This window comes from Enterococcus raffinosus (assembly GCF_018917525.1).
Taxonomy (GTDB): domain Bacteria; phylum Bacillota; class Bacilli; order Lactobacillales; family Enterococcaceae; genus Enterococcus_A; species Enterococcus_A raffinosus_A.
Window position 1 is genome coordinate 197181 of sequence record NZ_JAHLOS010000001.1, and the last position, 25745, is coordinate 222925.

General features: G+C 39.8%; 25 protein-coding genes. 20 read left to right on the plus strand and 5 right to left on the minus strand.

Annotated features, from left to right (window positions below):
• Window positions 1–94 precede the first annotated feature (94 nt).
• From KQI58_RS00925 to lepB, 7 genes are all read left to right on the plus strand, one after another.
• Window positions 95–646 carry a hypothetical protein gene (locus KQI58_RS00925; RefSeq protein ID WP_216405665.1) on the plus strand — a complete coding sequence of 184 codons (552 nt, stop codon included), beginning with the start codon at window positions 95–97 and terminating at the stop codon, window positions 644–646.
• A 122-nt stretch (window positions 647–768) separates the two neighbouring features.
• Entirely contained in the window at window positions 769–1740 is a 972-nt protein-coding gene (locus tag KQI58_RS00930; protein WP_216405667.1) for a ribose-phosphate diphosphokinase, read from the plus strand.
• A 69-nt stretch (window positions 1741–1809) separates the two neighbouring features.
• Complete coding sequence (locus KQI58_RS00935; RefSeq protein ID WP_216405669.1) at window positions 1810–2961, plus strand: cysteine desulfurase family protein; 1152 nt, start codon at window positions 1810–1812, stop codon at window positions 2959–2961.
• A gap of 66 nt (window positions 2962–3027) precedes the next feature.
• Entirely contained in the window at window positions 3028–3375 is a 348-nt protein-coding gene (locus tag KQI58_RS00940) for a DUF1831 domain-containing protein (protein WP_216405671.1), read from the plus strand.
• Between the two features lie 312 nt (window positions 3376–3687).
• Window positions 3688–4332, plus strand: a complete 645-nt coding sequence (locus KQI58_RS00945) for a hypothetical protein (protein WP_216405673.1) — start codon at window positions 3688–3690, stop codon at window positions 4330–4332.
• 447 nt (window positions 4333–4779) lie between these two features.
• Window positions 4780–5385, plus strand: coding sequence for a metallophosphoesterase (locus KQI58_RS00950; RefSeq protein ID WP_216405675.1), 606 nt, complete (start codon window positions 4780–4782; stop codon window positions 5383–5385).
• Window positions 5386–5535: 150 nt separating this feature from the next.
• Window positions 5536–6078, plus strand: a complete 543-nt coding sequence (lepB, locus tag KQI58_RS00955; RefSeq protein ID WP_216405677.1) for a signal peptidase I — start codon at window positions 5536–5538, stop codon at window positions 6076–6078.
• Between the two features lie 46 nt (window positions 6079–6124).
• Here the strand turns inward: lepB and KQI58_RS00960 are convergent, their stop codons facing one another.
• Both KQI58_RS00960 and KQI58_RS00965 read right to left on the minus strand, forming a co-directional pair.
• Window positions 6125–7501: a PH domain-containing protein gene (locus KQI58_RS00960; RefSeq protein ID WP_216405679.1), complete on the minus strand. Its 1377-nt coding sequence runs from the start codon at window positions 7499–7501 to the stop codon at window positions 6125–6127.
• Window positions 7501–7875 carry a GntR family transcriptional regulator gene (locus KQI58_RS00965; RefSeq protein ID WP_216405682.1) on the minus strand — a complete coding sequence of 125 codons (375 nt, stop codon included), beginning with the start codon at window positions 7873–7875 and terminating at the stop codon, window positions 7501–7503. Before KQI58_RS00965 ends, KQI58_RS00960 begins: the two co-directional genes overlap by 1 nt.
• A gap of 183 nt (window positions 7876–8058) precedes the next feature.
• Here KQI58_RS00965 and mnmA point away from each other — a divergent pair, with 183 nt between their 5' ends.
• The 4 genes from mnmA (at window position 8059) to KQI58_RS00985 (ending at window position 12286) form a co-directional block, all read left to right on the plus strand.
• On the plus strand, window positions 8059–9177 hold the full coding sequence (gene mnmA / locus KQI58_RS00970) for a tRNA 2-thiouridine(34) synthase MnmA (protein WP_216405684.1): 1119 nt from the start codon (window positions 8059–8061) through the stop codon (window positions 9175–9177).
• A 126-nt stretch (window positions 9178–9303) separates the two neighbouring features.
• Entirely contained in the window at window positions 9304–10026 is a 723-nt protein-coding gene (locus tag KQI58_RS00975) for a LytR/AlgR family response regulator transcription factor (RefSeq protein WP_216405686.1), read from the plus strand.
• Complete coding sequence (locus KQI58_RS00980) at window positions 10023–11330, plus strand: sensor histidine kinase (RefSeq protein WP_216405688.1); 1308 nt, start codon at window positions 10023–10025, stop codon at window positions 11328–11330. Before KQI58_RS00975 ends, KQI58_RS00980 begins: the two co-directional genes overlap by 4 nt.
• A gap of 113 nt (window positions 11331–11443) precedes the next feature.
• The gene (locus tag KQI58_RS00985) at window positions 11444–12286 is read left to right on the plus strand and encodes a CPBP family intramembrane glutamic endopeptidase (RefSeq protein ID WP_216405691.1); all 843 of its coding nucleotides are present in this window, start codon (window positions 11444–11446) and stop codon (window positions 12284–12286) included.
• Between the two features lie 44 nt (window positions 12287–12330).
• Here the strand turns inward: KQI58_RS00985 and KQI58_RS00990 are convergent, their stop codons facing one another.
• Window positions 12331–12579, minus strand: a complete 249-nt coding sequence (locus KQI58_RS00990) for a hypothetical protein (RefSeq protein WP_253295712.1) — start codon at window positions 12577–12579, stop codon at window positions 12331–12333.
• 60 nt (window positions 12580–12639) lie between these two features.
• The gene (locus KQI58_RS00995) at window positions 12640–13887 is read right to left on the minus strand and encodes a multidrug efflux MFS transporter (RefSeq protein WP_216405693.1); all 1248 of its coding nucleotides are present in this window, start codon (window positions 13885–13887) and stop codon (window positions 12640–12642) included.
• Window positions 13888–14259: 372 nt separating this feature from the next.
• On the opposite strand from KQI58_RS00995, the gene KQI58_RS01000 reads away from it, so the two are divergent.
• Both KQI58_RS01000 and KQI58_RS01005 read left to right on the plus strand, forming a co-directional pair.
• The gene (locus KQI58_RS01000) at window positions 14260–14631 is read left to right on the plus strand and encodes a DUF1033 family protein (RefSeq protein ID WP_216405695.1); all 372 of its coding nucleotides are present in this window, start codon (window positions 14260–14262) and stop codon (window positions 14629–14631) included.
• The gene (locus tag KQI58_RS01005) at window positions 14570–16645 is read left to right on the plus strand and encodes a DNA topoisomerase III (RefSeq protein ID WP_216405696.1); all 2076 of its coding nucleotides are present in this window, start codon (window positions 14570–14572) and stop codon (window positions 16643–16645) included. Before KQI58_RS01000 ends, KQI58_RS01005 begins: the two co-directional genes overlap by 62 nt.
• 41 nt (window positions 16646–16686) lie before the next feature.
• On the opposite strand, the gene KQI58_RS01010 is transcribed toward KQI58_RS01005, so the two are convergent.
• Window positions 16687–17631: a ketopantoate reductase family protein gene (locus KQI58_RS01010; protein WP_216405698.1), complete on the minus strand. Its 945-nt coding sequence runs from the start codon at window positions 17629–17631 to the stop codon at window positions 16687–16689.
• A 144-nt stretch (window positions 17632–17775) separates the two neighbouring features.
• On the opposite strand from KQI58_RS01010, the gene KQI58_RS01015 reads away from it, so the two are divergent.
• The 7 genes from KQI58_RS01015 to KQI58_RS01045 all read left to right on the plus strand — a co-directional run bounded on the left by KQI58_RS01015 (window position 17776) and on the right by KQI58_RS01045 (window position 25737).
• Window positions 17776–18270: a TetR/AcrR family transcriptional regulator gene (locus tag KQI58_RS01015; RefSeq protein ID WP_216405700.1), complete on the plus strand. Its 495-nt coding sequence runs from the start codon at window positions 17776–17778 to the stop codon at window positions 18268–18270.
• 94 nt (window positions 18271–18364) lie between these two features.
• Window positions 18365–21043, plus strand: coding sequence for a sigma 54-interacting transcriptional regulator (locus tag KQI58_RS01020; protein ID WP_216405702.1), 2679 nt, complete (start codon window positions 18365–18367; stop codon window positions 21041–21043).
• 120 nt (window positions 21044–21163) lie between these two features.
• Window positions 21164–21481: a PTS sugar transporter subunit IIB gene (locus KQI58_RS01025; RefSeq protein WP_016181419.1), complete on the plus strand. Its 318-nt coding sequence runs from the start codon at window positions 21164–21166 to the stop codon at window positions 21479–21481.
• Window positions 21482–21504: 23 nt separating this feature from the next.
• A complete protein-coding gene (locus tag KQI58_RS01030; protein ID WP_253295713.1) occupies window positions 21505–21834 on the plus strand; it encodes a PTS lactose/cellobiose transporter subunit IIA in 330 nt (109 codons plus the stop codon).
• Between the two features lie 11 nt (window positions 21835–21845).
• Window positions 21846–22988, plus strand: coding sequence for a GNAT family N-acetyltransferase (locus tag KQI58_RS01035; RefSeq protein WP_216405705.1), 1143 nt, complete (start codon window positions 21846–21848; stop codon window positions 22986–22988).
• Between the two features lie 18 nt (window positions 22989–23006).
• Window positions 23007–24263, plus strand: coding sequence for a PTS sugar transporter subunit IIC (locus KQI58_RS01040; RefSeq protein ID WP_137439774.1), 1257 nt, complete (start codon window positions 23007–23009; stop codon window positions 24261–24263).
• Window positions 24264–24348: 85 nt separating this feature from the next.
• Window positions 24349–25737: a glycoside hydrolase family 1 protein gene (locus tag KQI58_RS01045; protein WP_216405707.1), complete on the plus strand. Its 1389-nt coding sequence runs from the start codon at window positions 24349–24351 to the stop codon at window positions 25735–25737.
• The last annotated feature ends 8 nt before the right edge of the window (window positions 25738–25745 follow it).

The window sequence follows — 25745 nt, forward strand, 5'->3', positions numbered from 1 at the left end:
GTGTCCTCCATCTTTTTTCTAGTTCTTTCCGTTATAATCCATTATGATATATCTTGAGAAGATACACAAAAGAAAATGATTTGGTGGTGAAAAAATGAGTTATCCAATCAATCAGTGGATCGAGTTAGAGAGCTTTGAAACCTATCGTGACTGGAAGACACCGCGAGGATTTTTGTGCGGTACCTATGCTAGTAGTGTATTGCTGGCTTATTGGCAGGATCAGCTCGATGCAGACTGTTTGCCAAATGGCCTACGAGAAAAGAACAGTACTCAGAACGAAGAGCTCGTTCATGCGCTACAGCCTTTATTACAACCGATCGATTTTCCGACAGTTCCACTACAGATTTCTTTGGGCTTGAATCGTTTCTTTCGCCGTTATCGGATTCCTTATCGAGCAAGAGGCACCGTCGCGGGGTCTTGGCAGCGGGTGACTAAACGAATCTTAGCTGGAGAGCCGGTCATGATTGGTCTTTTACAGCTGCTCGGCAGCAGCTATAAAAATCATTGGGTCGTGGTTCATGGCTTTATGGAGAATTCGGAAGGACAAAAATTTTATAAGATTCATGATAATTGGGGAAAGAGTGACGCTGTGATTCCGGCGGAGTGGGGAAACGGCACGATTTCACTAGTAGCTCAGAAAAAATAGCGATGGGGTACTGCTCAAAATCCGAACAATCAGTTGTTCCCTTCGTAATGAAAAAGTAAAATCTACAGCAAATAACTCAAAATATGTTAAACTGGTGGTACAAAAATACTTGGAGGGACACCATGTCAGAAGAAAGTAAGGATAAGTTTAAAATTTTTAGTCTTAATGGGAACCGCCCGTTGGCTGAAAAAATCGCCGATGTCTGTGGCGTACCGTTGGGAAAAAGTACGGTCAAGCAGTTCAGTGATGGAGAAATCTCGATCAATTTAGAAGAGACCGTTCGGGGATTCGATGTCTATTTAATCCAATCCACCAACGAACCGGTAAATGATTATTATTTAGAGTTATTGATCATGATCGATGCATTGAAGCGAGCGAGCGCGAAAACGATCAATGTTGTATTGCCATATTATGGCTATGCTAGACAGGATCGTACAGCTAAACCGCATGAACCGATCACAGCGAAATTGATTGCGAATTTACTTTCAGACGCAGGTGCAACAAGAGTTTTGACCCTTGATCTACACACTGTGCAAGTCCAAGGCTTCTTCGATATTCCAGTTGATAATTTATTCACGATGCCGTTATTTGCGCATTACTATCGCCGCCGTGGAATGGTAGGGGATGATTATGTCGTGGTTTCTCCAAAAAATAGCGGTGTTCAAAGAGCCCGCAGCTTGGCAGAATATTTAGATACAGCAATCGCGATCGTGGATGTTGCCGAAGAAGGCAATCCAGATTCTGGATATGTGATTGGAGATGTGGAAGGTCGCTGCTGCATTATGGTAGATGACATTTTGAATACTGGAGAAGTTTTCTCCAACGCTTCAAAGACTTTGAAGAAGGCAGGCGCGAAGGAAGTTGTTGCTTGTGCCTCCCATGGTTTGTTATCACCTCCAGCAAAAGAAAATTTAGATGCTGCTGACATCAAAGATATTTGTATTACAGATTCTGTACTAACTGGGCCTGAGCGCCATCCTAAAAAATTGTCGATCATCAGTTGTTCAGATTTGATGGGTGAAGCAGTGAAACGAATTCATGAAAATGAATCGGTCAGCCCGTTATTTACGATGGAACAAAAAGACTTTGAGTAAAAGGGCAGCGCTGCCCTTTTCTTTTTTTAGATAAAAATAGAGTTTACAGAGGGAAAGGTTCGAAAGTTTGTGGAAAATATATATTTAGATCATGCGGCAACGAGCCCGATGCATCCAGAAGTAGTTGCAACGATGACAGAGATTATGTCAGAAACATTTGGTAATCCATCAAGCGTCCATTTGTTTGGTCGGCAGGCTGCCGGGAAATTAGAAATGGCCAGAGAAGTCATCGGTAAAAGTCTCGGCGTGAAATATCATGAGATCATCTTTAATAGTGGTGGAACAGAAGGCGATAATACCGCAATTTTGGAAACTGCCTTCGGTCGTCAAAATGAAGGTCGTCATTTAATTACAACGCAGATCGAACATCCGGCAGTAATCAACACGATGAAATATTTGGAAACACAAGGCTTTGAAGTAACGTATTTACCAGTTGATCGCAAAGGAAATATTTCTTTGGAGGATTTAGATGCCAGCCTGCGTGCAGATACAATCTTAGTTTCGATTATGTACGGCAATAATGAAATTGGTAATTTAATGCCTATCAAGGAAATTGGTGAACGCTTGAAGGATCATCCAGCGTATTTCCATACCGATGCGGTTCAAGCGTATGGCAATCAATTTATTCGTCCTCATGAATTAGGCATTGATTTTCTAAGCATCTCTGCTCACAAGATCAATGGACCAAAGGGCGTCGGTTTCTTGTTCAAAAGCGATAATGCCCAATTAGCTCCCCTATTGCGTGGTGGCGAGCAAGAAGAAAAACGTCGTGCGGGAACGGAAAATTTAGCAGGTATTTGCGGAATGGCAAAGGCGGTTGAACTATTAACAGAAGATGAACGGGAAAAACGTCGTGAATTGTATGAGCAGTTCACCCAAAAAGTCTTGACGACATTAGATGAAGCAGGCGTCGACTATCATGTGAATGGCGATTTAGACAATAAATTGCCGCATGTCTTGAATCTGCGATTTACTGGAATCAATAATGATCTCTTGCTGATGAAGTTAGACCTGCGAGGCATTGCGGTCTCCACTGGCTCAGCTTGTACAGCAGGAACGATCGATCCCTCCCATGTCTTAGAAGCGATGTATGGGAAAAACGCTCCGGAAATAAGAGAATCCGTCCGCGTCAGCTTTGGGTATGGTAATACAATGGAGCAAGTCGAGTATTTCGCAGAGCAGCTTGTGACTAGTTTGCAGGAACTGACTAAGAAGAAATAATCTGGATTGAAATGCGTGATACTTATCTTTATAATTGAAAGTGAAAGAAAAAGATGAGGTGAGTATATGGCATTTACAAAGACAGCGACAATTAAGGGATCAAAATATCAATATGCATTAGCGCCTACTGCTAAAAAGTATACACTGCGTGACAACGGCTTTACTGAAACGAGTTCAGGCAATTTTCAATTAATTCGTCCATTACAAGCAACTCCCCAAAGTAAAGAGGGCTTCAAGCTGAAAATTACAGTGGCGAAGGATATTAGTACCATGAAGATGTCAGTAACAACAGCGAATGGACTAAAATCTGTGGATATTTTCAAAGATGCAAAACAAGAAATGGTCCAAGAAAAATTCTACTTCCTGATGGATGGAATGATTGATCGCGGATTGTTTGTTAAAGAAGAAATTTAATCATAGAGCGGGTCTTATCGGACAAGATAGGACCTGTTTTTTTGTCGATTTTTTCAGTTTGAGCAGCTGAGAAAAAATTTTTGGTTCCTAGTTGGACTGAACAAAGAAATAGAAACGCTTGTTATTTAATCGTTAAAAATAATGGTATTATTTTTGATCAAGGCTTAATTCAAAAGGTTATCGATTATAATCCAACTTCTTTTTTAGTATATTTACCTTTTTTTCTGAATCTTTTTAACGCTAAGAAGCTTCAAATTAAGAAGATTATGGTACACTGATAGTAAGAATATTGTTGGAAATGAAGGTGAGAAGTTGGTTCACAAGATACAAACGATCGAGCATCACAAGATTATTTCTGATTTCCGTCTCTTGTCGGGGCTGACCGTCTCAATAGAAGACTGCGCCAACCTGACAAAAGAGTTAAAAAAATATGGTGTAGAGGATTACTATATTAGTGATTATGAAGGAAATAGTTATCTAACGCGTTATGTTGACTACTTTATTGATGGAATTCCTTGCTTGAAATATAAGAAACATTACTTGATTCCTTTGATTTTTCGTGACATGCCCGACACACAAAAGATGTTCCGCGATAACTATCGCTGGGAAGCTTTTTTTATTCTGTTAGATTGGTATCTGAAATACAATCCTGAAAAGGTTATCATTCAATGTAAAAAGAAAAAAAGGAAAATGGAAGTCATTGATACAGCTTTTTTGATCTTCCGTTTATGGGAGATTTGTGACGGGGCAGCATTTCCGATTGCGAATCTCAACAATTTGTCCGAATTTGAACGTTGGAATCAGATCTTTCATTTGATTGATACCGGAAAATCCTTTAAGCGAACAAAGGAGTTCGATCCAACTAAAGTAGAAGATCTAACACAATTAGAGGCGGTTATTACGATCATCAAAATGAAATATCGATCACTTTTACAAAAACAAGGCTACCAGGTATAAACTGGCGGTCTTGTTTTTGCGAGTCCAACTTTTCACAGTTTACTTTGTTCGAGGAAAATAAAGATTATTTGATAAGGTAAGTTACGCGAACTTTAGTTGGATCGTATGCGAAGCGATAATGAAGTAATTTTTCTGCTTTTTGGAAAAATTATTCTTTAGAAGGAGTTAGCTGTCAGTTACACTTTTTGTAGTTTGTATTAGTTGGAGAGTAAAATAATGGATTTAGAATAAATTATTTCACCAGATGTTTAGTGCAATGATAGGCGTGATGAGAATAGAACTAACTTTTTTGCTTTTTGAAAAAGTTAATCCCATTATTCGAGTTAGCTACGAGTCCAACTTTTTGCAGTTTGCTTAGTCAGTCACCTTTTTCGCAATCAGCGCATTTTTTTGGTAGAGGTGGTAAAATAAAGATATGTATCAGAATTCGTTTTGTAGGTGATTAGAATGAAATATTTTATATCAGATACCCATTATTTTCATGAAAATCTTTTAGGCGATAATGACTTTGCGCCGCGCTTATTTGATTCTGTCGAGGAAATGAATCAGCAAATGATTACTGCTTGGAACGATGTTGTAAATGAGAAGGATACAGTTTATCATTTAGGCGATGTCGCGATGCATCCATTATATGAAAAGGGCTTTACAGATATTTTGGAGCAATTAGTGCAGTTAAAAGGAAAAATTGTATTTATCAAAGGGAACCATGACTCACGGACTTTTTTTAGATATTTAGCAGCCCATGATCCAAAGCTTGAGAACGGCGAGAACAAATTTGAGTTTCATGATGTTGGGGCGATCGTTAAATTTAATCATCATCAATATTATTTGACCCATTATCCGATGCTTCTTGGAAAGACTTTAAACATCCGCAACCTTCATGGTCACATTCATAACTATAGTATGCCGATTGCTGAAGATATTAATGTTGGAGTCGATGCACCGGAGCGCGGCTTTTTGAAAAATCCATTGCCTTTCGGGACACCAATCTCAGAGAATCTGATTGATGAGATCGCGGATTACAAAGAAGCAGAGATAAAAAAATTAAAATAGGCCTAGGCATCGAGAAATCGATGTCTTTTTTTCTACGCCTATCCTGATAGTCAATAAATGCTTAAAAAGTCAATGGGCTGTTTCCATGACGGAGCTGCTATGGTAAATTAAATATAAGATGACATGAGATATTTAATAAGGGGGCAAGAAATGAAGGCGAAGGAAATTGTGAAAACGATTCTTTTATATGTTGTGATGATTGGTGCAGTAATCGCGTTGCGGCATTACGTGTTTACGCCTGTGGAGGCGATTGGAGATTCAATGAAGCCTAACCTAAATGATGGTGAGCGGATGTTTGGATTGAAACACGCGGAGATCAATCGATTTGATGTGGTAACTTTTCCAGCACCGGATGACCCGGGTGCTGATTATGTTAAACGAGTGATTGGCTTACCTGGAGATACAGTCGCTTACAAAGACGATCAGCTTTACATTAATGGAAAGAAATATGATGAGCCATATTTAGAAGAGTATAAAGGTAAACTGACGGATGGACAGCCATTGACCTTTGATTTTGATCTGCAAAGTTTATTTGGTTACGAGAAGGTTCCTGATGGTCAATTATTTGTTTTAGGAGATAATCGACGTATCTCAAAAGATGGACGAATCATCGGAATGATCGATCAAAAGGATATTTTGACTAATGTAAAATTTGTTTTCTGGCCAATCAATCGAATCGGCGTCGTTGAATAAAAAAACTGATCCCACTTCCTGTTATTGGAGTGGGATCAGTTTTTGTTTATTGATGGTTCTTTACCTTCAGATAGAGCTGTTGGGTAGCAGTAGGATCTGTGTTGGTATAATAGTAATCTCGATTTTTTGTCTGAATTTGTAAAATTGGCTTTGATTGATGATCTACGAAAAGAGAAGCGGATTTTCCAGCAACCTTGAAGCTGCCGATGGCGTAATTCTCTGTTGCCAATCCGTTCACTTTCATACCAACACGTGGTAAGCGTTCAATCAGAGTTACCTTTTCCATATCCTTGTAGGGAATTTTTCGTTCCCGGTAGATGGGACCATCCAGAATGAGACTTTCTTGCTTTACTTCATAGGTTAACGGATCTGGATGATAGTCTAAAATGTATAAAGGAACAACTGTGATTACCATAGCGCCTATCAATACTATAGGCAGTAGGCCGATAAATATTTTTCCACCAATTCGTGCTAAATTCACTGTGATATTTAAACCAATACGGTCAGGAACCATTAGGCGACGATCATCAGGGTTGTAATAAATTCCATAACGCCAATAATAGTCATCGCCTGCATAGCGAAAGCTGGGCGTTTGAGTCAATAACTGATCCTGTTTGTTACGCAAACGGATCAGCCACCACAGGGTAAAGCCGCAGAAAAGGAAAATCGCCAGAAACTCAATAAACGTTAATAGGTTAAAGAGGCGCGGACTAGATTCCAAAGTAATCAAAGGCAGATAAATAATCAACAGAACAATGAAACTCGTACCTGTAATAAATGCTGACCAGTAAAATTTTGTCAAATCATTGTATTGACGATTGATAATTGAATCATTGGTCAAAGCTCTAACAGGCAGTCGGCTGATTGCCCACCAACCTGCCAGAAACAAAAGTAAGACAAATACGTTTGTGACGAATAGAATCCAAGTCAGACTTCCCATTTCTCGCTGGTGAAGAAGTACTGTCAATAAAATCAGGAGTACAAATGAAAGAACAAACCACCAAGGAGAAACAAGCTTTTGGTTTTTCTCAAGTACAAGCTTAGCATCAACTTGGATCGGCTGCTGGGTTAATTGCCAGTCATTCTCTACGATCAATTGATGACCTTTACGGATATAGCGGATTTGCAATAAGTAGCCCGCACCGATCGTGATATAAAGAAGAATGAAAAAGAGCAGCATAAAAATGGAATCCTTCATAGGGATCAACAAGCTTAAGTCTAAGATAGTCAATAGAAACGCCAGTTGAAATTGACGCTTTCGATAATTTCGTCTGAAAGCTAGTACTAGCGGATCATTGATTTTATCAGCGGGAAAGGTGTTTTCCACGATGACATAATTGTGGGGCTTAGCGGCTAAAGAATTTGTAAACGCCATGATAAAGTTACAAGAAATTAATATGATCAAAATGATAGGAGATAACATTAGCGTTCATCCTTTCCAAAACTCGTCAAAATCTGTTGAACTTTTTCCCGGACCGCTTTTTCATCGGCTTCAGCCAAATAAAGTTCTGCCAATAGTAACGTTAAATTTTCTTCGTTAGTCTTTTTTGTAGTAACAGGCAGTGGCGCTACCAACGTTCCTTTACGACGATCGGTAATCAAGTAGCCTTCTTCCCGGAGTAGCTGGTAGCCTTTTGAAACAGTCATTGTATTTACCCCTAGTTCATCCGCGAATTGCCGAACTGTCGGCAATTGTTCGTTAGGCTGTAACTCTCCCCGAGCGATACCAATAATGATTTGTTTACGTAGTTGCAAATAAATAGGTTCTTCCGAATGAGGATCAATTTCTAGAATCATTTACTCGCCCTCCTTTGTATTATCTATATTAATACAAACAATACAAAAGGGCAAATAATTATTTTTCTAAAGAATTATCTATCGAAAATTTAAGATTTATGTTGTATAATTCGTCATACTGAAAAGTTGCGACCTTCAAATCGTAGAGTTTTCGGAAATCTATTTTGAAATGATGGTGATACTGTGTCTAACAGCAACACAAGAGTCGTCGTGGGAATGAGCGGCGGCGTCGATTCATCTGTAACTGCTTTGTTGTTAAAGGAGCAAGGCTATGATGTAGTCGGCATTTTTATGAAAAATTGGGACGACACCGATGAAAATGGTGTTTGTACCGCGACAGAAGATTATAAGGACGTGGCGAAAGTCGCTGCCCAAATCGGGATTCCTTATTATTCTGTCAACTTTGAGAAGGAATATTGGGATCGAGTCTTTGAATATTTCTTAGCGGAATACCGTGCAGGCCGCACGCCAAACCCAGATGTCATGTGTAACAAGGAAATCAAATTCAAAGCTTTCTTGGATTACGCGATGGAACTAGGTGCGGATTATGTGGCAACCGGACATTACGCTCAAGTCGAAAAAGACGAAAACGGTGTGGTTCATATGCTGCGTGGTGTGGACAACAACAAGGATCAAACCTATTTCTTGAGTCAACTTTCGCAAGAACAACTAGCAAAGACTATGTTTCCTTTAGGCGGTATGCAAAAACCAGAAGTTCGCGCAATCGCTGAACGGGCTGGCCTAGCCACTGCCAAGAAAAAAGATTCAACCGGTGTTTGCTTTATCGGTGAAAAGAATTTCAAACAATTCTTAAGCAATTACTTGCCAGCGAAAAAAGGCAAGATGGTCACGCTAGATGGAGAAGAAAAAGGCACACACGATGGATTGATGTACTACACAATCGGCCAACGTCAAGGTTTAGGTATCGGCGGCGGCGGAAAAACCAACGATCCGTGGTTTGTTGTTGGTAAAGATTTATCTACCAATACATTATATGTTGGTCAAGGCTTCCATCATGAAGCTCTATATGCGACAAGCTTGGATGCCAGTGAAATTCACTTCACAACGAATGAAGATCGACCAAAGGAATTCAAATGCACAGCGAAATTCCGTTACCGTCAGCAAGACGTACCAGTAACGGTTCGTTTATTGGATGACGATCGTGCAGAAGTAATCTTTGATGATCCTGTTCGTGCAATCACTCCAGGACAAGCGGTCGTATTCTACGACGGCATGGAATGTCTCGGTGGCGGATTGATCGATCATGCTTATCAAGAAACAAAAGAATTACAATATATTTAATCAGTAAAACTGCAACCACTTTTTATAAAGGTGGCGGCAGTTTTTTTTGTTATAGTTCTTGTTTATTGGAAATAGATGCATGATACTTAATAAAAGGCTTTTAATCAAGGTAAGATGGAGGGAGTCATGAATATAGCTGTCTGTGATGATAATCCAAAAATAGTTGGTCAGATCGAAAAACTGCTGTTTGCTTTTTTTGAAAATGATCCAAACCAGTTCAACTACGAAGCATTTTTATCCGGTGAATCCTTGCTAGACCATTTAAAGAAAGAAGCAGATGTTTTTCAAATCTATTTACTTGATGTAGAAATGGAAGTGTTGGATGGTTTTGAGGTGGCGCGCTTTATTCGAGAAAAGGATCAAGAAGCGATTATTATTTTTATTACAAGTCATGTGGAATGGATGCCGGAGGCGTTTGAGGTCAACGCCTTTCATTATTTAATTAAGCCGATCGATGAATTAAAGGTCAAACAGGTTTTGACAAAAGCGATGGAACAGCTTTCTTTGCGAAAAATGATTCTTCAATTTACGATTCAGAAGAAAGTTCATACAGTTTATTTAGGGAATGTAGAATACTTTGAGAGCATGAAGCGGAAAATAATCCTTCATTTGAAAAATGGAGATGAGCATGAATACTATGGAACGATGAAGGAGGTTATTGATAAAGTATCACCGCAACTTTTCACTCAAATACATCACTCCTTTGTGATCAACATGGATTATGTGCAAACGAAAAGCGGTGAAACAATCGTCATGCAATCCGGACGAGAGATCGCGATCACGAAAAAGTTTCACAAATCCTTTCAAAGCGCCTATCGTAATTATGTGATGATGAGGACCAAAATATGAATCTTTCCGGACTGTTCGAACTTATCAAATCAGTCAATGACATTTTTATCGTTAGTGTCTTCTTTTCCTGCTATTTAACTGCTCGTTCTCTGGAATACTGGAAACAGAATAAATTAAGAGGGAGTTTGGCAATATTTACGGTGATAATAGCTTACTTAATCAGAAATATCAGTCCGATGTATCTGTCATTTGGCTCATTTTACATGCTGGTTAATGTCCTTACCTATGTGTTCTTGATGTATAGTATTGGTTATTTCTTTTTTGAAGGAAGACCGGCAACGAAGTTTTTGCTGATTTTTCTTTCAATGATGATTCTCCTGCTATTTGATTTTCTAGTCTATTTGATCATTGACGGATTGTTTGGTGTAAATTATTTCGATTCAAAACAATTGTCCTATGCCTATGGTGGGACGTTTGCCAGTCAATTTTTCCAATTGATCGCGGTTTTTCTATTACGAGCAAAGCGCAAAGCTCCATTAGCTCTTCAAGGAAAAAATAGTTTTTACTTGTTACAGGTTATAATTCCCTTTATGACTAGTCTCTTTTTTATTATTTATCCGGTCTTTGTTGAACAAAAAACACAGGATGATGATGCTCGCTTTTTTCTAGTCGTTTTACTATTTGCAGTGATCAATTTGGTTCACTTTATTATTCTTGAAATCCATCAGAAGTTGGAAAAAGAAAATTACGAGAATCTTTTCTTAGTTCAGGAGTTCGCTCACCGGGAAGAATACTATCAGCAGATGGAGAATCATCAAACAAAAATTCGTGCGCTTCGTCATGATTTAAAAAATCAGTTGCTGACCTTAGTGACGGATGCTGCGCATTCGGAATCAGAGATTGAACAGTTATTGGAAGAAGTGATCAAAGAGGAAGCCTATCAGTTTACTCAAAATAGTGGAATTAACCAGTTACTTAGTAACAAATACCAACGCGCTATCGAAAGTGACATCCAAATGACTGTTGAAGTAAAGGTACCGACTGAAATGAATTTTGAGCTGCGTGATTTGGGTGCGCTAATTGGTAACGCAGTGGATAATGCGATTGAGGCATGTCAACGATGCCCAGCTGATCGCTGGATTGATTTGAAGTTAATCTACTTTAACCATATGTTGGTACTAGAGATTGAAAATGCCACAGCTGAACAAGTTACGGATTTTAAAACGCAAAAGAAAAAAGCCTTAGAACATGGCTTTGGAGTAAAAAGTATTCAGACGATTACCGATAAATATCATGGAGATATGCTCTATGAAGCCAAAGAGAAGTCTTTTCGATTGGAATTATCGATCTGGGAGTCTAGCTAAGAACCAGTTGTTACAAGAAAAAGGGTCAAACGTTACAATTTGTCAAAAGAGCTCATTTTTCCTTCTATACTAAAGTCAGTTAATAGATGACACGAAAATAGGAGGAAGTAAAAATGATGAATAATAAAGTAGATGGCTATAACCCGGGGAAATTTTTTGGTTGGGTGTTTTTGATTACGTGGGGGAGTTGGTTGATTGCAGCTTATCTAAGCTATAACCATCCAGATCCGGATTTCTATTCGATCTTTTTGATCCCAGGATTATTCGCACCCGTTTTGGTTACCACCGCTTTTATCGCTATGCCGAAGAATCGTCAAATCAGAAAGGACTTTTTCCAACGGTTGTTTGATGTGAAGAAAGTTAATCTGGCACCATTGGTTAAGATATGCTTGATCATGGGTTCATCAGTAGTATTAGCCATCTTCATTTCGATCTTATTTGGCGGCTCGCTTGATCAATTGCAGCTCTCTGAAGACTTCAAATTCTCTGCAGGTTCGATTCCGGTATTGTTGGTGATGGTGATTGCGCCGATTTTGGAAGAAATCGGTTGGCGCGGCTATGGGGTTGATGCGTTATTAAATCGGTTCAGCTTACTGACAGGTTCTTTAATATTTGGTTGCTTATGGTCGTTCTGGCATTTGCCTTTGATGTTTGTAAAAAACTATTCAATGAATCTATTACTGCAAGAAAATGTTTGGTTTGCGTTGAATTATTTTGCAAGTATCATTCCATTGGGGATCATTTTGAATTGGCTCTATGTAAAAAGCAATCGCAGTACAATGGCATTGATCGTTTTTCATATCTTTTTAAATTTCATGCAAACATCCACGCAAATGACCGAGTGGACAAGCTGTATTCAGACAGTCATTATCATTAGCATTGCCGGGTTGATCGTTGTGAAGAACAAGGACTTGTTCTTTCCTAATTTGCAGGTCTATTCAGAACTTGAAGCTTAATAAAAAGCAGTCATCGTCGATATTTTGACGGTGACTGCTTTTTATTAAGCAAGGCTTTGAGCGAAATGTGCCATTGCAACTTTGACTTCATTCAGTTTTTCAGGTTTGATCAAAGGAAAAAGTTTTTCTTGGAGCTGTTTAAATTCTTCCAAGCTTAGTGCATTAGTCTCTTGATCCGCAAAGCTTTTGACCAAGATTTCCTTTGCTTCCTCTTCTTTACCTTCAATTGTGTTGTTAAGGAAAAAATCGAGAAATTTTAATTGTCCCTCAAGCATGTTGTTCACTTCTTTCATTCATATTCTTTCTTAGTATAGAAAACTACTTAAAAAGTTGCCATCAATAAGTCTTGGAAATTAATGCGTTTGCTGACTTTGACGCAGCTTATCGCTGATTTCTTTTGTATTACGATGTACCAATAGAAAGTTGGTCAACACAAGTGCTGAGGTCGAAATAAAGACCCCGCGATAACCAAAGATTGAAGAAACACTGGAGCCGATCATTGGCCCAACGACATTCCCGGCTGCTTGAAAGGATTGATTGTAACTGAAAATTCTTCCAGCAGCTTCCTGTGGTGAATATTTTGTAATTAGAGCTTGGACCGCGGGTAATAGACAGGCATCAGAAATCCCGACTAAGAAGCGCAGAAAAGCTAACTGCCAGACATTTGTAACGATTGACATAGGTAAGAAGACCAGCATCGCAAAAATCAAACCGATCCCTAGAATCTTTTCACTTCCGATTTTATCACCTAGTCGACCAAAGCGAGGGGCTGCGATCAAGGTTGCGATCCCTGGAATTGAAGCGATAATCCCGCTGACTAGCGTAACATTGCCATGATTATGCATCAATTGTCTAATATAAAGACTAATAATTGGACTGATCGAATTATTTGACGCTTGAATGATCAGGGTGGTAATGAACATACCGATCACGACATGCGGATATTTCAAACTATGAAAGATTTCTTTTGCAGGAAGCATGTCCTTTTTCTCAACGGGAGTAAATTCTTCATGAACAAAAAAGAGACTAAGCAAGAAGACTAAAAATAGAATACTGCCGGTGATAAAGAAGGTTAAACGATAACCGAAAATTGAGGCAGTGACACCGCCAACTAATGGACCGAGTAAGTTTCCGGTAACAGCACCAGTTGCTAAAGTGCCGAGTACTTGTCCACTTTTTTCTCGTGGAGTTCCAGTTGCGACTAAGGCAGTTGCGTTACTGATATAACCAGAAAAGACCCCTTGAAGTAAGCGCAAACCAATCAGCTGATAAACATTTCCAACCAGTCCCATCAAACTAATGACGATTGCCATTCCAAGAGAAGCACGCAGCAGCATCAACTTGCGTCCTTTTTGGTCAGCCAAACGCCCCCATAAAGGTGAAACAATCGCAGTGACCAAAAACGTTGAAGAAAAAGTAATCCCGCTCCAAAAGTTTAATTGCTGGTTACTGTAGCTTCCTAATGAGTCTATGTACAAGGACATAAACGGCATGACCAAGCTAAAACCGATGCCAGCCATAAATGTGCCAAACCATAAAACAATCAAATTCTTTTGCCAAGTGGGTCGGGGTTGAAATAATGAATTTTTGATTTTACTCAAACTAAAAATGCCTTCTTTCAATTTTATGAAACGTGTTGTTTACTAAGAATTATAGTATGAATTTTTCTGATGTAAAAATTCAAAAGATTTTCACAAGTTGTCCAGTTTATCAATCTGTTCCATTTAAAATAGAAAATAAACTGACAACAGCGAAAAACTGAACAGACGAAACCGTTTTTCATTATAACTCTCTTAGGGACCATGTAAAATCCTACCGCTTTGTGTTACGATAGAATTAAGAAAAAAGCAATATTTTTCTGAAAAGGAAGCGTAGAGAGTGGACTTTTTTAAGATCCTGTATCGGTTGGAAACATTTTTCTTGAATTTTTATTTCATGATACTTATGATTGAGATGGAAAGAAGGGTAGCGGGATGTATCAAGTAATAACAATGTATGGAGATAATGAACCTTGGTGGTTCTTTGAAGAATGGCAAGATGATATTCAAGAGACCGCGACTTTTGAAGATTTTGACGCGGCTGTAGCATATTATGAACATCGTTGGAGTGAGCTCCAAAAAACCAATACATATAGTAATGCGAAACATAATTTTTTAAGTGCATTTTGGAAAGACCAAGACGAACGCTGGTGTGAAGAGTGTGATGATTATTTGCAGCAGTATTGGGGTCTTGCGTTATTAAAAGACGAGCAGCCGTTGACGGTTGACAGCAGAAAGGAATTTTATGAAACAGCTAATTATAGCGGAAAAGCCAAGCGTTGCAAGAGACTTGAGCAAGGTGCTTAACGCTAATCAAAAGAATAAAAATTATTTTGAAGGACCCAACGTTATTGTGACTTGGGCCCTTGGTCATTTATTGAGCTTAAAAATGCCCGAGGATTTGAATAAGGAATGGCAAAGCTGGCAGATGGAAACACTGCCGATGATTCCTAAATATATTGGGATCAAACCACTGCCAAAGACGCGTGGACAACTGAAGTCGATTCAACAGCTGGCGAAACGAAAAGATATCTCAGAGGCGGTCATAGCTACAGATGCTGGCCGTGAAGGTGAGCTGGTTGCTCGTTGGATCTTAGAGTATGTAAGATTCGAGAAGCCTGTTAAGCGGCTATGGATTTCCTCGCAAACGACTAAAGCGATCAAGGATGGCTTCAAAAATCTAAAACCAGCTAAAGAGTATGACAACTTGTACTACTCTGCTTTGGCTCGCGCCAAGGCAGACTGGCTCGTAGGGTTAAATGTTACTCGCGCACTAACGGTTAAATACGAAGATAGTTTATCCGCCGGTCGGGTACAAACGCCAACGCTTGCCATGGTTCGTACACAAGAAAAGAAAATTGAAAAATTCCGTCCGCAAAACTATTTTGTCATTTCGTTAGAAGTCGACGGTCAGAAAGCGAAACTCAATCAAAAGAATCCCTATGGCATCACGGAACGTGAAGCTGCGGAAAAACTAGTCAAAGAGCTGTCACAGCAAAAAGGAACAGTGACTGACATTACGGAAAAAGAAAAAACAGAACCCGCACCATTACCTTATGATCTAACTGAAATTCAGCGGGAAGCCAATGCCCGCTATCAATTTTCAGCGAAGAAAACTTTATCTCTGGTTCAAAGTTTATATGAGACGCATAAGATCGTGACCTATCCGCGGACGGACAGCAAATATCTAACCAATGATATGAAGGCGACGATGAAGGAACGGTTGCAAGCAGTTAGTGATTTTGCGCCCGAGGTTAAAACCTACATTAAAAATGGGGCACAAGTGAAGCAAAAACGTGTCTTCCAAGATAGCAAAGTGACAGATCATCATGCCTTGATCCCAACGGAACAGCGTCCACGTTTTGAAAAACTATCTACTGACGAACAACGAATCTACAATATGATCGTGACGCGATTCTTAGGATTATTTGCGGATGCCCATAAGGAGACCCAGCAAAAGGTAACGGTAACTTTCCAAAAAGAAACCTTCACCTTCCGTCAAAGCAAGGTTTTAGTGGCTGGCTGGAAACCGGCAGAAGAAGCAAAAAAAGCCATTCAATGGACAGAAGGCATGAAGGTCGTGCCGAACTTTACGATTGAAAAAGCCTTGACAACACCGCCGAAACCTTTGAATGAAGGCACGCTATTGGGTCAGATGGAAAAGCACAGCTTGGGAACACCAGCGACTCGAGCAGAGATCATCGAAAAGTTGATCAAATCAGAGTTGATGGAACGAACCAACACGGGATTAGTGGTTTCACCAAAAGGAAAGCAATTGCTTGAGTTAGTGAATCCATCTCTAGTAACTCCAGAGCTGACGGAGAAATGGGAAACTCAACTAGAAGCGATCGCCAACGGGAAATACAGCAGTAAGCAATTCCTGCAAGAAATCGAAGCGGATACGAAGAAGCTAGTCAGTGAAGTCAAACACAGTGATAAAAAGTATCAGGATTTCTCCATTACGGCGAAGAAGTGCCCAGAATGTGGTTCACCATTACGAGAAAAGAATACCCGCGATGGAAAAATTTACATTTGTACTAATCCAGAGTGTAATTATCGTCGCCGTAAAGATCCAAAAGTCTCCAATCATCGCTGCCCGCAATGTCATCGTAAAATGGAGATTATTGATGGGAAGAACGGCTCTTACTTCCGTTGTAAATATGACGGCACGACAGAGAAGATGCTAGATAAGAAGGAACGCTCAAAGAAAATGACGAAGCACGAAGAACGTCGTTTGTTGAAGAAGATCAATGATCAGGAAGAACCGCAAGAAAGTCCATTAGCTGCGGCACTAAAAGCAGCAATGAAAGACCAAGACTAAATGCAAGCCGCCAAGTTAATGATCTTGGCGGCTTTACTCATTTATGAAGCTGAGGATATTTGTCCTTGGCTTTTTTCGTATTTATCTTTTGCTGCCTGCAGTACCGAGTCAAGCTGCGGACTAGTCCTAATCTGATAATGTTCAAAAGCGGCTATCAATTCATAAACTTCTTTGAAATTTCCCTGCACCATTTTGCTGATCGGCAGACGGTAATAGAGTGAGTAAAAAAGTTTGGCAAGAGCAGGACGTTGAAACAAATTATTTTGTGCTTTAGGTAGGATTTCCCTGCCATTTGCTGCTAAAAGTTCCACGCTTTCTTTTAACGCATGGGCAAGTGTTGATAGATCCGCTTTCTTTCGAATAGTTGCAGCGGAAAAATCGTAAAGGTACTCAAACGAATTTTGGACCATGACCATCGTCGCATGGCTTTTTAGCCAATCATCCATCTTTGCTTCATAGCTCCAAGCATAATTTGTTCCATTAAAGGCTTCATCCAAAGTTTGTGTAAGTTTGAAATCAGTGTGTAACGAGCCGACTTTCATTTGCCCTTTTCCAAAACGCAGCACGGTGATTCCATTGTCAGTATTCATTCCGCCAGTCAGCTGAAAGCCGAAGTAAATGTTTTTTGGTTGTTTGCTTTTTTGCTGTAACTCTTTTTCTAATCCTGCGGCGTCAATCTGATTGCCAATGAAAAGAATCGTTGAGCTGCAATTTTTGGCCAACGGTTCAATGATTGTCGGAAAATCGCTATACTTCATCGTAACAAAAATCAAATCATAATGATCCAGCGGCTGAAGCGTTTCGATTACCTGCACTGTGTCCTTCGTTTGCTTACGTTGAAGGGAATGGTGCAATATTAATCCATTGGTTAGTAACTCCTTTTTTCTTTTGCCTCGTGCTAAGAGTGTGACCTGATTGTTTCCTTTAATAAGCGAGTGGGCGAGATAGCTTCCTTGAATGCCTGCACCGTAAACGAGTATTTTCATATCTTCATTCCTTCCAAAATCAACAGGTGTTGATTAATCAACTTGTGTACACTATAATAAGATGGCTATACAGAAGTTTCAATCAACAAAGAGTCCTATGTGTTGATAATTGAACAGAAAACAATAAATGATTGGAGTATAATGATGGATCGACGAAAACGCAAGACCCAAAACGCAATCACAGCAGTTTTCTATCAGCTTTTAATGAAAAAAAGCTATGAAGAAATATCAGTCAGCCAGATTTGCCAGGAGGCTGATATTAATCGTGGCACCTTCTACCTTCATTTTATTGATAAGGATGACCTGCTAGAGAAAAGTATTGCTGATGAGATGCAGGAATTATTCAATTATTGTGATCGAAATGAAGCGGCAAGCAATCAACAGAAATTGGAGAAGACCTTTGAGTATGTCACAAAACATCGTGATCATCTGCAGCGACTTTTCAGTGCCGATAAGCAAGGGTTCTTCGCTCAGTTTCAAATCAATTATTTAATGGAGCAGCTGACCGATCAATCTCAGTTGACGAGTGTTTTCTTTGCTCATGGAATTGTTGGTTTGATGGAGCATTACTTAATGAATGATATTTCTGAAAAGGAAATCGCACAGGAATTAGATAAAATTACCGATTCATTTCGTTAGAGAGAACTATTTTTTTTCAAAAATAATTAGTAGATATTCAAAAAGAAAAGGTTTACAATATAAATGGTTTATACCACTTTCGGGAGGGATTTTTTTGAAATCAAGAAAAGATGAAGTACTAGAAGCATTGAGAGCAAATCCTAACGAACAGACGGCACAAGAATTGGCAGATCAAATGGGGGTCGACCGGACAAATGTCAGCCGCTATTTAAATGAACTAACTAAAGACGGAACAGTCAAAAAAATCGACGGACGCCCAGTGAAATTCCAAATTGCTACAGTCTCTACAGAGAAACATATTAATTTTGATAATTTAATAGGTCGCGAGGATTCCTTAAAGAGTCAGATTCAAAAATCAAAAGCGGCTATTTTATACCCGCCCCGGGGATTGCATACGATTATTTTTGGCGAGACTGGGACGGGGAAGACCATGTTTGCGGAATGTATGTATCGTTTTGCTGTTTCAGCTAAGGTACTAGATGAAAGTGCGCCATTCATTACCTTTAACTGTGCTGATTATGCGCAAAATCCGCAGCTGCTTTACGGTCACATTTTTGGTGTGAAGCGAGGAGCCTTCACTGGCGCAGAAGAAACGAGAGTAGGGCTGATGGAACAAGCGGATGGGGGTATTTTATTCCTGGATGAAATTCATCGCTTGCCTCCAGAAGGACAAGAGATGCTTTTTACTTTTATTGATAAGGGTACTTTCCGTTCATTGGGAGACGGAGAAGAAAAACAAGCCTCAGTACAGATTATTGGAGCAACCACAGAAACGAGTTCAATGTTCTTGTCAACGTTTAACCGACGTATCCCAATGCAGATTGAGTTGCCCTCTTTAGCAGAGCGCTCTTTAGATGAACGCTTAGCAATCATCAAAGAGTTTCTTCAGCAGGAAGCGAATCGTCTGATGCAGGAGATTGCGATTGATAAGCGTAGTCTGTTAGCGTTTCTTCTATATAATGCAGAGGGAAATATCGGTCAGCTAAAACGTGACTTAAAATTAGTCTGCGCCAAAGCCTTTCTTCACCATCAAACCAATAGCGAATCAGAAAAATTGATGATCGTAGAAGAAGACTTGCCGTTGGTCGTACAAAAAGGCTTGCTGCGCATGAATGAGGTTCAAGACAAGTTAATGCCCTTCATGGATAAACGAAATCTTTATTTGACTTTGAAGCCAGGGACTGAAGAAGTTGTTTGGGGACAAGACCCAAATAAGGACATGGAAGTTTATCATTCAATTACTTATAAATTGGAAAAACTTGGTCGTGAGAATCTATCTGAGATTGATTTGGAAGAATTGATTTCCGATGATGTTGATCAATACTTTGAAACCTATGTCGAAGAGCTTTCTCACAGCAACGCTTATCGGGAAATCATTTCGGATGAGCTATGGAAGCTGGTAAATGATCTTTATGATTTTGCGTCAGTACAGATGAACCGGGAATACGATGAGAAGGTTCGCTTTGCTTTTGCTCTGCATATCAATTCAACGATCGAGCGGATTCGCGGCAATCAATTTATTTCACATCCAAATTTGAATGGCATCCGCCGCAATTATTCGAAAGAGTTCCAGCTGGCGATTGAAATTTCAAATCGTATCGAGGAAGCCTACAATATTATGATTCCATTGGATGAGATCGGTTTTATCACGATGTTCTTGACCATGGATAATCAAGAGGTTCAGAAGGTCGACGAACGGCAAGTAGCTGTATTGGTGGTCATGCATGGAAAATCAACAGCTTCCAGCATGCTGGAGACGGTGCAGGAGCTGTTGGGAACCACTAATGGTATTGCCTTCAATATGCCGCTGACTTTACGAACAGAAGCCATGTATGGTCAGATTAAAAATTATATTCAAGGCAAACAAGAGGAATTTTCAGAAGGAATCATTTTACTGACGGATATGGGTTCGCCGAATAACTTCGGAAATCTGATTTTCCATGAAATGGGGATTCGCACACGGGTAATTTCAATGGCAAGCACGATGCTGGTACTGGAAAGTTTGCGGTTAGCGACACTCGGTCGTTCGTTAGAAGAAATTTATACAAGTGTTATCTCCATGTTCCAGACAATGGTTCGCCTGGAAGAACCTACCCAAAAGGATGAAAAGAAAGTGATTATCGTCGCCTGCTTTACTGGTGAAGGTGTCTCTAAGCGGTTAAATGAGGTCGTTTCGCAAATCGTCAATCTGGAGGAATTTGAGATCATTCAAATGCAATCCTTAGAACGAGAAAGCTTCAAGCATCGAATCGATCAATTGATTACACATAAGGATATCGTAGCGATCGTTGGTACGATGGAGATCCATTACCAAAAGATTCCATTTATTCCAGCAATGAATCTCTTCAAACGCGATAAGATCTTGGAGTTTCAAGATTTATTGGGAAGTACAATCACACTGCCAGAAATGGTCGATTCATTAACTAAGAACTTTTCGCCAGAGTTAGATGTCAAAACTTTGTTCTTATTAATCGATGATGTATTGCAGCTGATCCGTAAAGATCAGGAATTGATTATTGAGAACACAGCGATGCAGGCTTTAAGTGTTCATATTGCCTTTTTAGTAGATAAGATCAAAAAAGGCGAGGAACGTCCGCTATTTGAGAATGTAAAATATTTCCATCAGCAGCATCGTTTGCGGTTTAATCAAACGGCTGCTAACCTATCATTGATTGAAAAACAATTCGGTGTCCGTTTTACAGAAGACGACATCGCTTACATCGTTAAGACGCTTGAAGATAACCGAATCGAACTAGGATTGCACAGTGTGTAATCCTAGTTTTTTTGTGTGTAAGATGAAAACCTTATCACCACGCCTTCTGTGCAGCGAAAAAGTTGGCACGCGAATTGCTTTATATAAAGTGTACAATAAAAAAATTAGGGAGTGTCAGATATGAAAAGAATTATGTTAGTTTGTGCAGCAGGAATGAGCACTAGTTTATTAGTTACAAAAATGGAAAAAGCCGCTGAAGCTCAAGGATTAGAATCAGATATTTTCGCAGTTTCAGCTTCGGAAGCGGATGCAAAATTAGAAGATGCCAGCAAACCAGTAGATGTTTTACTATTAGGCCCACAAGTTCGTTTTATGAAGAGCCAATTTGAAACAAAATTAGCCGATAAAGGTATCCCAGTTGACGTTATTGATATGAAGGATTACGGCATGATGAATGGCGAGGCTGTTTTAGGTACTGCATTGAGCCTAATGAAGTAAGAAATTAAAGGGGAGCTAAGCAAATGAGCGAAACAATGAGTCAGGAACAATTAGAAGCAGTAATGGGCTTGATCATCAACGCCGGCAACGCGAAAAGCGATGCAATGGAAGCGATTCAAGCAGCTAAAGAGGGGAACTTTGCTTTGGCACAGGAAAAGCTTGAGGCAGCCGATCAAGCCTTAGTAGAAGCACATCATTCTCAAACAGGGCTGTTGACTGAAGAAGCTAGTGGAAATCCAATGACCGTGACACTTTTGGCTGTTCATAGTCAAGATCATTTAATGACTAGTATTACTTTTAACGACATGGCAAAAGAAGTCGTAGATTTATACAAACGTTTGGGTAACGAATAGGAAGTGATCCCGTGAAATTAGCTCGTGATCATGAATCGTTGAAAGCGATCACAGGTTTAATTGAATACGCTTTTAGGAAACAACAACCAATCATCGATGATCCGCTTTTCTTATCACGTTATGAACATGCTGATAGTTATGGCATGTATCACGAAGGTGAATTGACAAGTTTAGTCATGGCGAATCATTTTGAAATCCAACTTTTTGATGAAAGAGTTAAAATGGCCGGTGTTGGTTATGTCGGCAGTTATCCAGAATATCGAGGTCAAGGTGGCGTCAGCAATATCATGCCCGAACTCTTGGCGGATCTTTATGAACAAGGTGTGGCGGTTTCTCAGCTTGCTCCATTTTCTGAAGGTTTTTATCGTCAATTTGGATACGAGCCGACTAGCCGTAGAAAAATCTATCGCATTCCAGCACTAGCCTTTAATTATTTGCCAAGTGAACGAAGGGGGAATGTTAAACGCGGAACCTGGCAGCAGATGAAGCTGGTGATCCAATCGATTTATCAGCGCTTATTGATGCAACAACAAGTCGGAACAGTGGTACGTGAAGACTGGTGGTGGGAACGACTAGATCATTATTATCCACACCGTTTTTATGCCGTTGCTTACGATGATGCTGGTGAAGCGAAGGGGTACATTATTTATCGAATGCAAGGCAGCACACTGGTAGTAGACGAGCTTGCTTATGAAAACGAACTCGCACTGCGAAAATTATTAACGTACTTAAAATCCCATGTCTCATCATTTGAAGAATTTCTTTATTATGCACCTGTCCATGAACTGATTGAAAAATGTTTTCGTGAACAAGAGCAGCTTAAAATTACTCTAGAACCTTATATGATGAGTCGAATTATCGACATTAAGCAATTATTACCGAAACTTCCAATAAACCAAAAAGAAATTATTTTAGAAGTAACTGAAGATAAGGAATGTCCTTGGAATGTTGGTAGCTGGCTAGTCAGCCAGGGGACTTGTCAAAAAGTACAAGAAGCAGGCGACATCAAAGCGTCCATTCATGGGTGGAGCGAATTATTACTGGGAGAATTGACTTTAGCTGAAGGGATCTTTCTTGGTAAAGTCACAGCTGCGAAAGGGTTCACGGCTGAAATTTTTCCAAAAGGTCGACAAAGTTTTTATGATTATTTTTAAATAGGGGGAAATACAAAAATGGATAAATTTATCAATTTTATGGAGAAACACTTTATCCCACATGCATCAAAGATCGGTAATCAACGTCATTTGATCGCAATTCGGGATGCCTTTACAGTAACCATGCCGTTAATGATTTTAGGGGCTTTAGCGGTAATGTTGAACAACTTGCCAATTCCAGCCTTCCAAAACTTCATGAGCGGTATTTTCGGCGGAGATTCTTGGACAGGCTTTGGTGGAGCTGTTTGGAACGGAACTTTTGGTGTTCTATCAGTTTTCATCGCTTTTCTAGTAGCTTATAACTTAGCTCATCACTATGGTAAAGATCCAATCGGTACTGGTGTAGTATCCGTTGCTTCTTTCTTCACTTTAGGAGCGGCAACTAGCGGAATGAACTCTTCTGGTTTGTTCGTAGCATTGATCGTCGGTATCGTAGTTGCAGAAATCTTCACTCGTTTAGTTGGTAATGAAAAATTAGTCGTTAAAATGCCAGAAGGCGTGCCACCAGCAGTTGCTCGTTCATTCGCATCTTTATTCCCAGCCATGATCACTGTTTCAATCTTTGGTTTGATCGCAGCGATTATTGCCGGATTTGGTGTGGAAGATATGTTCGCTGAATTCTATGCATTGGTTCAAGAACCATTCATGGGCTTGGCTAACTCATACGGTTCAGCATTATTGATTGCCTTCATCACACCATTCTTATGGTTCTTTGGACTACATGGTGCCAACATGATTGACCCATTCATGCAAGCAATCAACGCACCTGCAATTGAAGCAAACAATGCTGCTCTTTCAGCTGGAAAAGCTGCTCCTTATATCGTTAATAAACCATTCATCGATTCATTCGTAAACATGGGTGGTACTGGGGTAACGATTGGTCTAATCATTGCTATCTATTTAGTTGGACGTAAGAACAAACCATTTATGGTTGTAAACAATTTGGCTGCTGCTCCTGGTATTTTCAACATTAATGAACCATTGATGTTCGGTCTACCATTGGTATTGAACCCAATTATGTTTATTCCATTCATTTTGACACCAATGGTTTGTGTGTCAACAGCGTACTTTGCAACCAGCTTTGGCTGGGTACCGGCAGCAACAGTTATGCCACCATGGGTAACACCACCAATCATTGGCGGATTCTTGGCAACTCAAAGCTTCTCAGGTGCAATTTTAGCTGCTGTTAACTTAGTTATCTCTATCGTTATGTACGTACCATTTGTATCATTAGCAACAAGACAAGAGCTTAAAAAAGTAGCAGAAGCACAATAATTTATTCAAAGGGGGTGCGGATCACTGGATTCCACCCCTTTTAATATTGCAAAACAACTAATTTTTAGAATGAGGTAGATCTACAATGAAAACTTTCCCAAAGAATTTTTGGTGGGGGGCTGCAACATCTGGCCCACAAAGTGAAGGACGCTTTAACAAAAAACATGCCAATGTCTTCGATTATCACTTCGAGATCGAACCCGAAAAATTCCACAATCATGTTGGACCAGACGTCGCTTCCAACTTTTATAACAGCTACAAAGAAGATATCCAAATGATGCGTTCTATCGGTATGAATAGTTTACGGACAAGTATTCAATGGAGTCGTCTGATTGATGATCTAGAAACGAATACAGTCAATCAGGATGCTGTGGACTTTTACAATAATGTGATTGATGCGATGCTTGCTGAAGGAATGACTCCAGTCATGAATCTGCACCATTTTGATTTACCAGTAGAATTGTTTGATAAATATGGCGGCTGGGAATCGAAAAAAGTGGTCGATCTATATGTTGGTTTTGCAGAAAAATGTTTTGAACTGTTTGGCGATCGGGTAAAATTCTGGACCACTCATAATGAACCGATGGTGGTAGTGGAGGGTGAATACTTATTCCAATTTCATTATCCTAATATCGTTGATGGAAAAAAAGCGGTGCAAGTTGCTTACAATTTAAATTTGGCCTCTGCCAAAGCCATTCAAGCATTTCGCAAACTGAACATCGATGGAGCGCAGATCGGAACAATTTTAAATCTTACGCCTACGTATGCGGCCTCTGATGCACCGGAAGATCAGGAAGCAGCGCGGATTGCTGAACTGTGGAACAACAAAATGTTCCTAGAACCAGCGATTTATGGACATTTTCCAGCTGAATTGGAAGAGCTATTAACGAACGATAAAGTTCTATGGGAAACTACCGAAGAAGAAAAAGAAATTTTGAAAAACAATACGGTCGATTTCTTGGGTGTGAACTTCTACCATCCAAATCGCGTGAAGGCTCCTGATGTGGCGCCGAATTCGGTGGGTGAATGGATGCCAGACCGTTATTATGATGCGTATGATATGCCAGGTCGCCGTGTGAACCTAGATCGCGGGTGGGAAATTTATCCAAAAGCGCTTTATGATATCGCAGTGAACATCAAAGAAAATTATAAAAACATTCCGTGGTACGTATCTGAAAATGGTATGGGTGTTTCGAACGAGGAGCGCTTCAAAAATGCTGATGGCATGATCGAAGATGATTATCGGATTGATTTTGTGCAGGAACATTTGGAATGGCTGCATAAAGGGATCGAAGAAGGTTCCAATTGCTTTGGTTACCATATGTGGACGCCAATTGATTGCTGGTCTTGGTTGAACTCATACAAGAACCGCTATGGTTTCATTTCAAACAATATTCATACACAAATTAAAACAGTTAAGAAATCCGGTTATTGGTTCAAAGAAGTAACCGAAAGAAATGGTTTAGAAGATTAACCGAGGAG

What these genes read in the sequence shown, in the direction of transcription:
- KQI58_RS00925 (WP_216405665.1), top strand. Translation starts at nt 95, where the DNA reads ATGAGTTATCCAATCAATCAGTGGATCGAGTTAGAGAGCTTTGAAACC.
- KQI58_RS00930 (WP_216405667.1), top strand. Translation starts at nt 769, where the DNA reads ATGTCAGAAGAAAGTAAGGATAAGTTTAAAATTTTTAGTCTTAATGGG.
- KQI58_RS00940 (WP_216405671.1), top strand. Translation starts at nt 3,028, where the DNA reads ATGGCATTTACAAAGACAGCGACAATTAAGGGATCAAAATATCAATAT.
- KQI58_RS00950 (WP_216405675.1), top strand. Translation starts at nt 4,780, where the DNA reads ATGAAATATTTTATATCAGATACCCATTATTTTCATGAAAATCTTTTA.
- lepB (WP_216405677.1), top strand. Translation starts at nt 5,536, where the DNA reads ATGAAGGCGAAGGAAATTGTGAAAACGATTCTTTTATATGTTGTGATG.
- KQI58_RS00960 (WP_216405679.1), bottom strand. Translation starts at nt 7,501, where the DNA reads ATGTTATCTCCTATCATTTTGATCATATTAATTTCTTGTAACTTTATC.
- KQI58_RS00965 (WP_216405682.1), bottom strand. Translation starts at nt 7,875, where the DNA reads ATGATTCTAGAAATTGATCCTCATTCGGAAGAACCTATTTATTTGCAA.
- KQI58_RS00975 (WP_216405686.1), top strand. Translation starts at nt 9,304, where the DNA reads ATGAATATAGCTGTCTGTGATGATAATCCAAAAATAGTTGGTCAGATC.
- KQI58_RS00980 (WP_216405688.1), top strand. Translation starts at nt 10,023, where the DNA reads ATGAATCTTTCCGGACTGTTCGAACTTATCAAATCAGTCAATGACATT.
- KQI58_RS00985 (WP_216405691.1), top strand. Translation starts at nt 11,444, where the DNA reads ATGATGAATAATAAAGTAGATGGCTATAACCCGGGGAAATTTTTTGGT.
- KQI58_RS00990 (WP_253295712.1), bottom strand. Translation starts at nt 12,579, where the DNA reads ATGAAAGAAGTGAACAACATGCTTGAGGGACAATTAAAATTTCTCGAT.
- KQI58_RS01000 (WP_216405695.1), top strand. Translation starts at nt 14,260, where the DNA reads ATGTATCAAGTAATAACAATGTATGGAGATAATGAACCTTGGTGGTTC.
- KQI58_RS01005 (WP_216405696.1), top strand. Translation starts at nt 14,570, where the DNA reads ATGAAACAGCTAATTATAGCGGAAAAGCCAAGCGTTGCAAGAGACTTG.
- KQI58_RS01010 (WP_216405698.1), bottom strand. Translation starts at nt 17,631, where the DNA reads ATGAAAATACTCGTTTACGGTGCAGGCATTCAAGGAAGCTATCTCGCC.
- KQI58_RS01015 (WP_216405700.1), top strand. Translation starts at nt 17,776, where the DNA reads ATGGATCGACGAAAACGCAAGACCCAAAACGCAATCACAGCAGTTTTC.
- KQI58_RS01025 (WP_016181419.1), top strand. Translation starts at nt 21,164, where the DNA reads ATGAAAAGAATTATGTTAGTTTGTGCAGCAGGAATGAGCACTAGTTTA.
- KQI58_RS01030 (WP_253295713.1), top strand. Translation starts at nt 21,505, where the DNA reads ATGAGCGAAACAATGAGTCAGGAACAATTAGAAGCAGTAATGGGCTTG.
- KQI58_RS01040 (WP_137439774.1), top strand. Translation starts at nt 23,007, where the DNA reads ATGGATAAATTTATCAATTTTATGGAGAAACACTTTATCCCACATGCA.
- KQI58_RS01045 (WP_216405707.1), top strand. Translation starts at nt 24,349, where the DNA reads ATGAAAACTTTCCCAAAGAATTTTTGGTGGGGGGCTGCAACATCTGGC.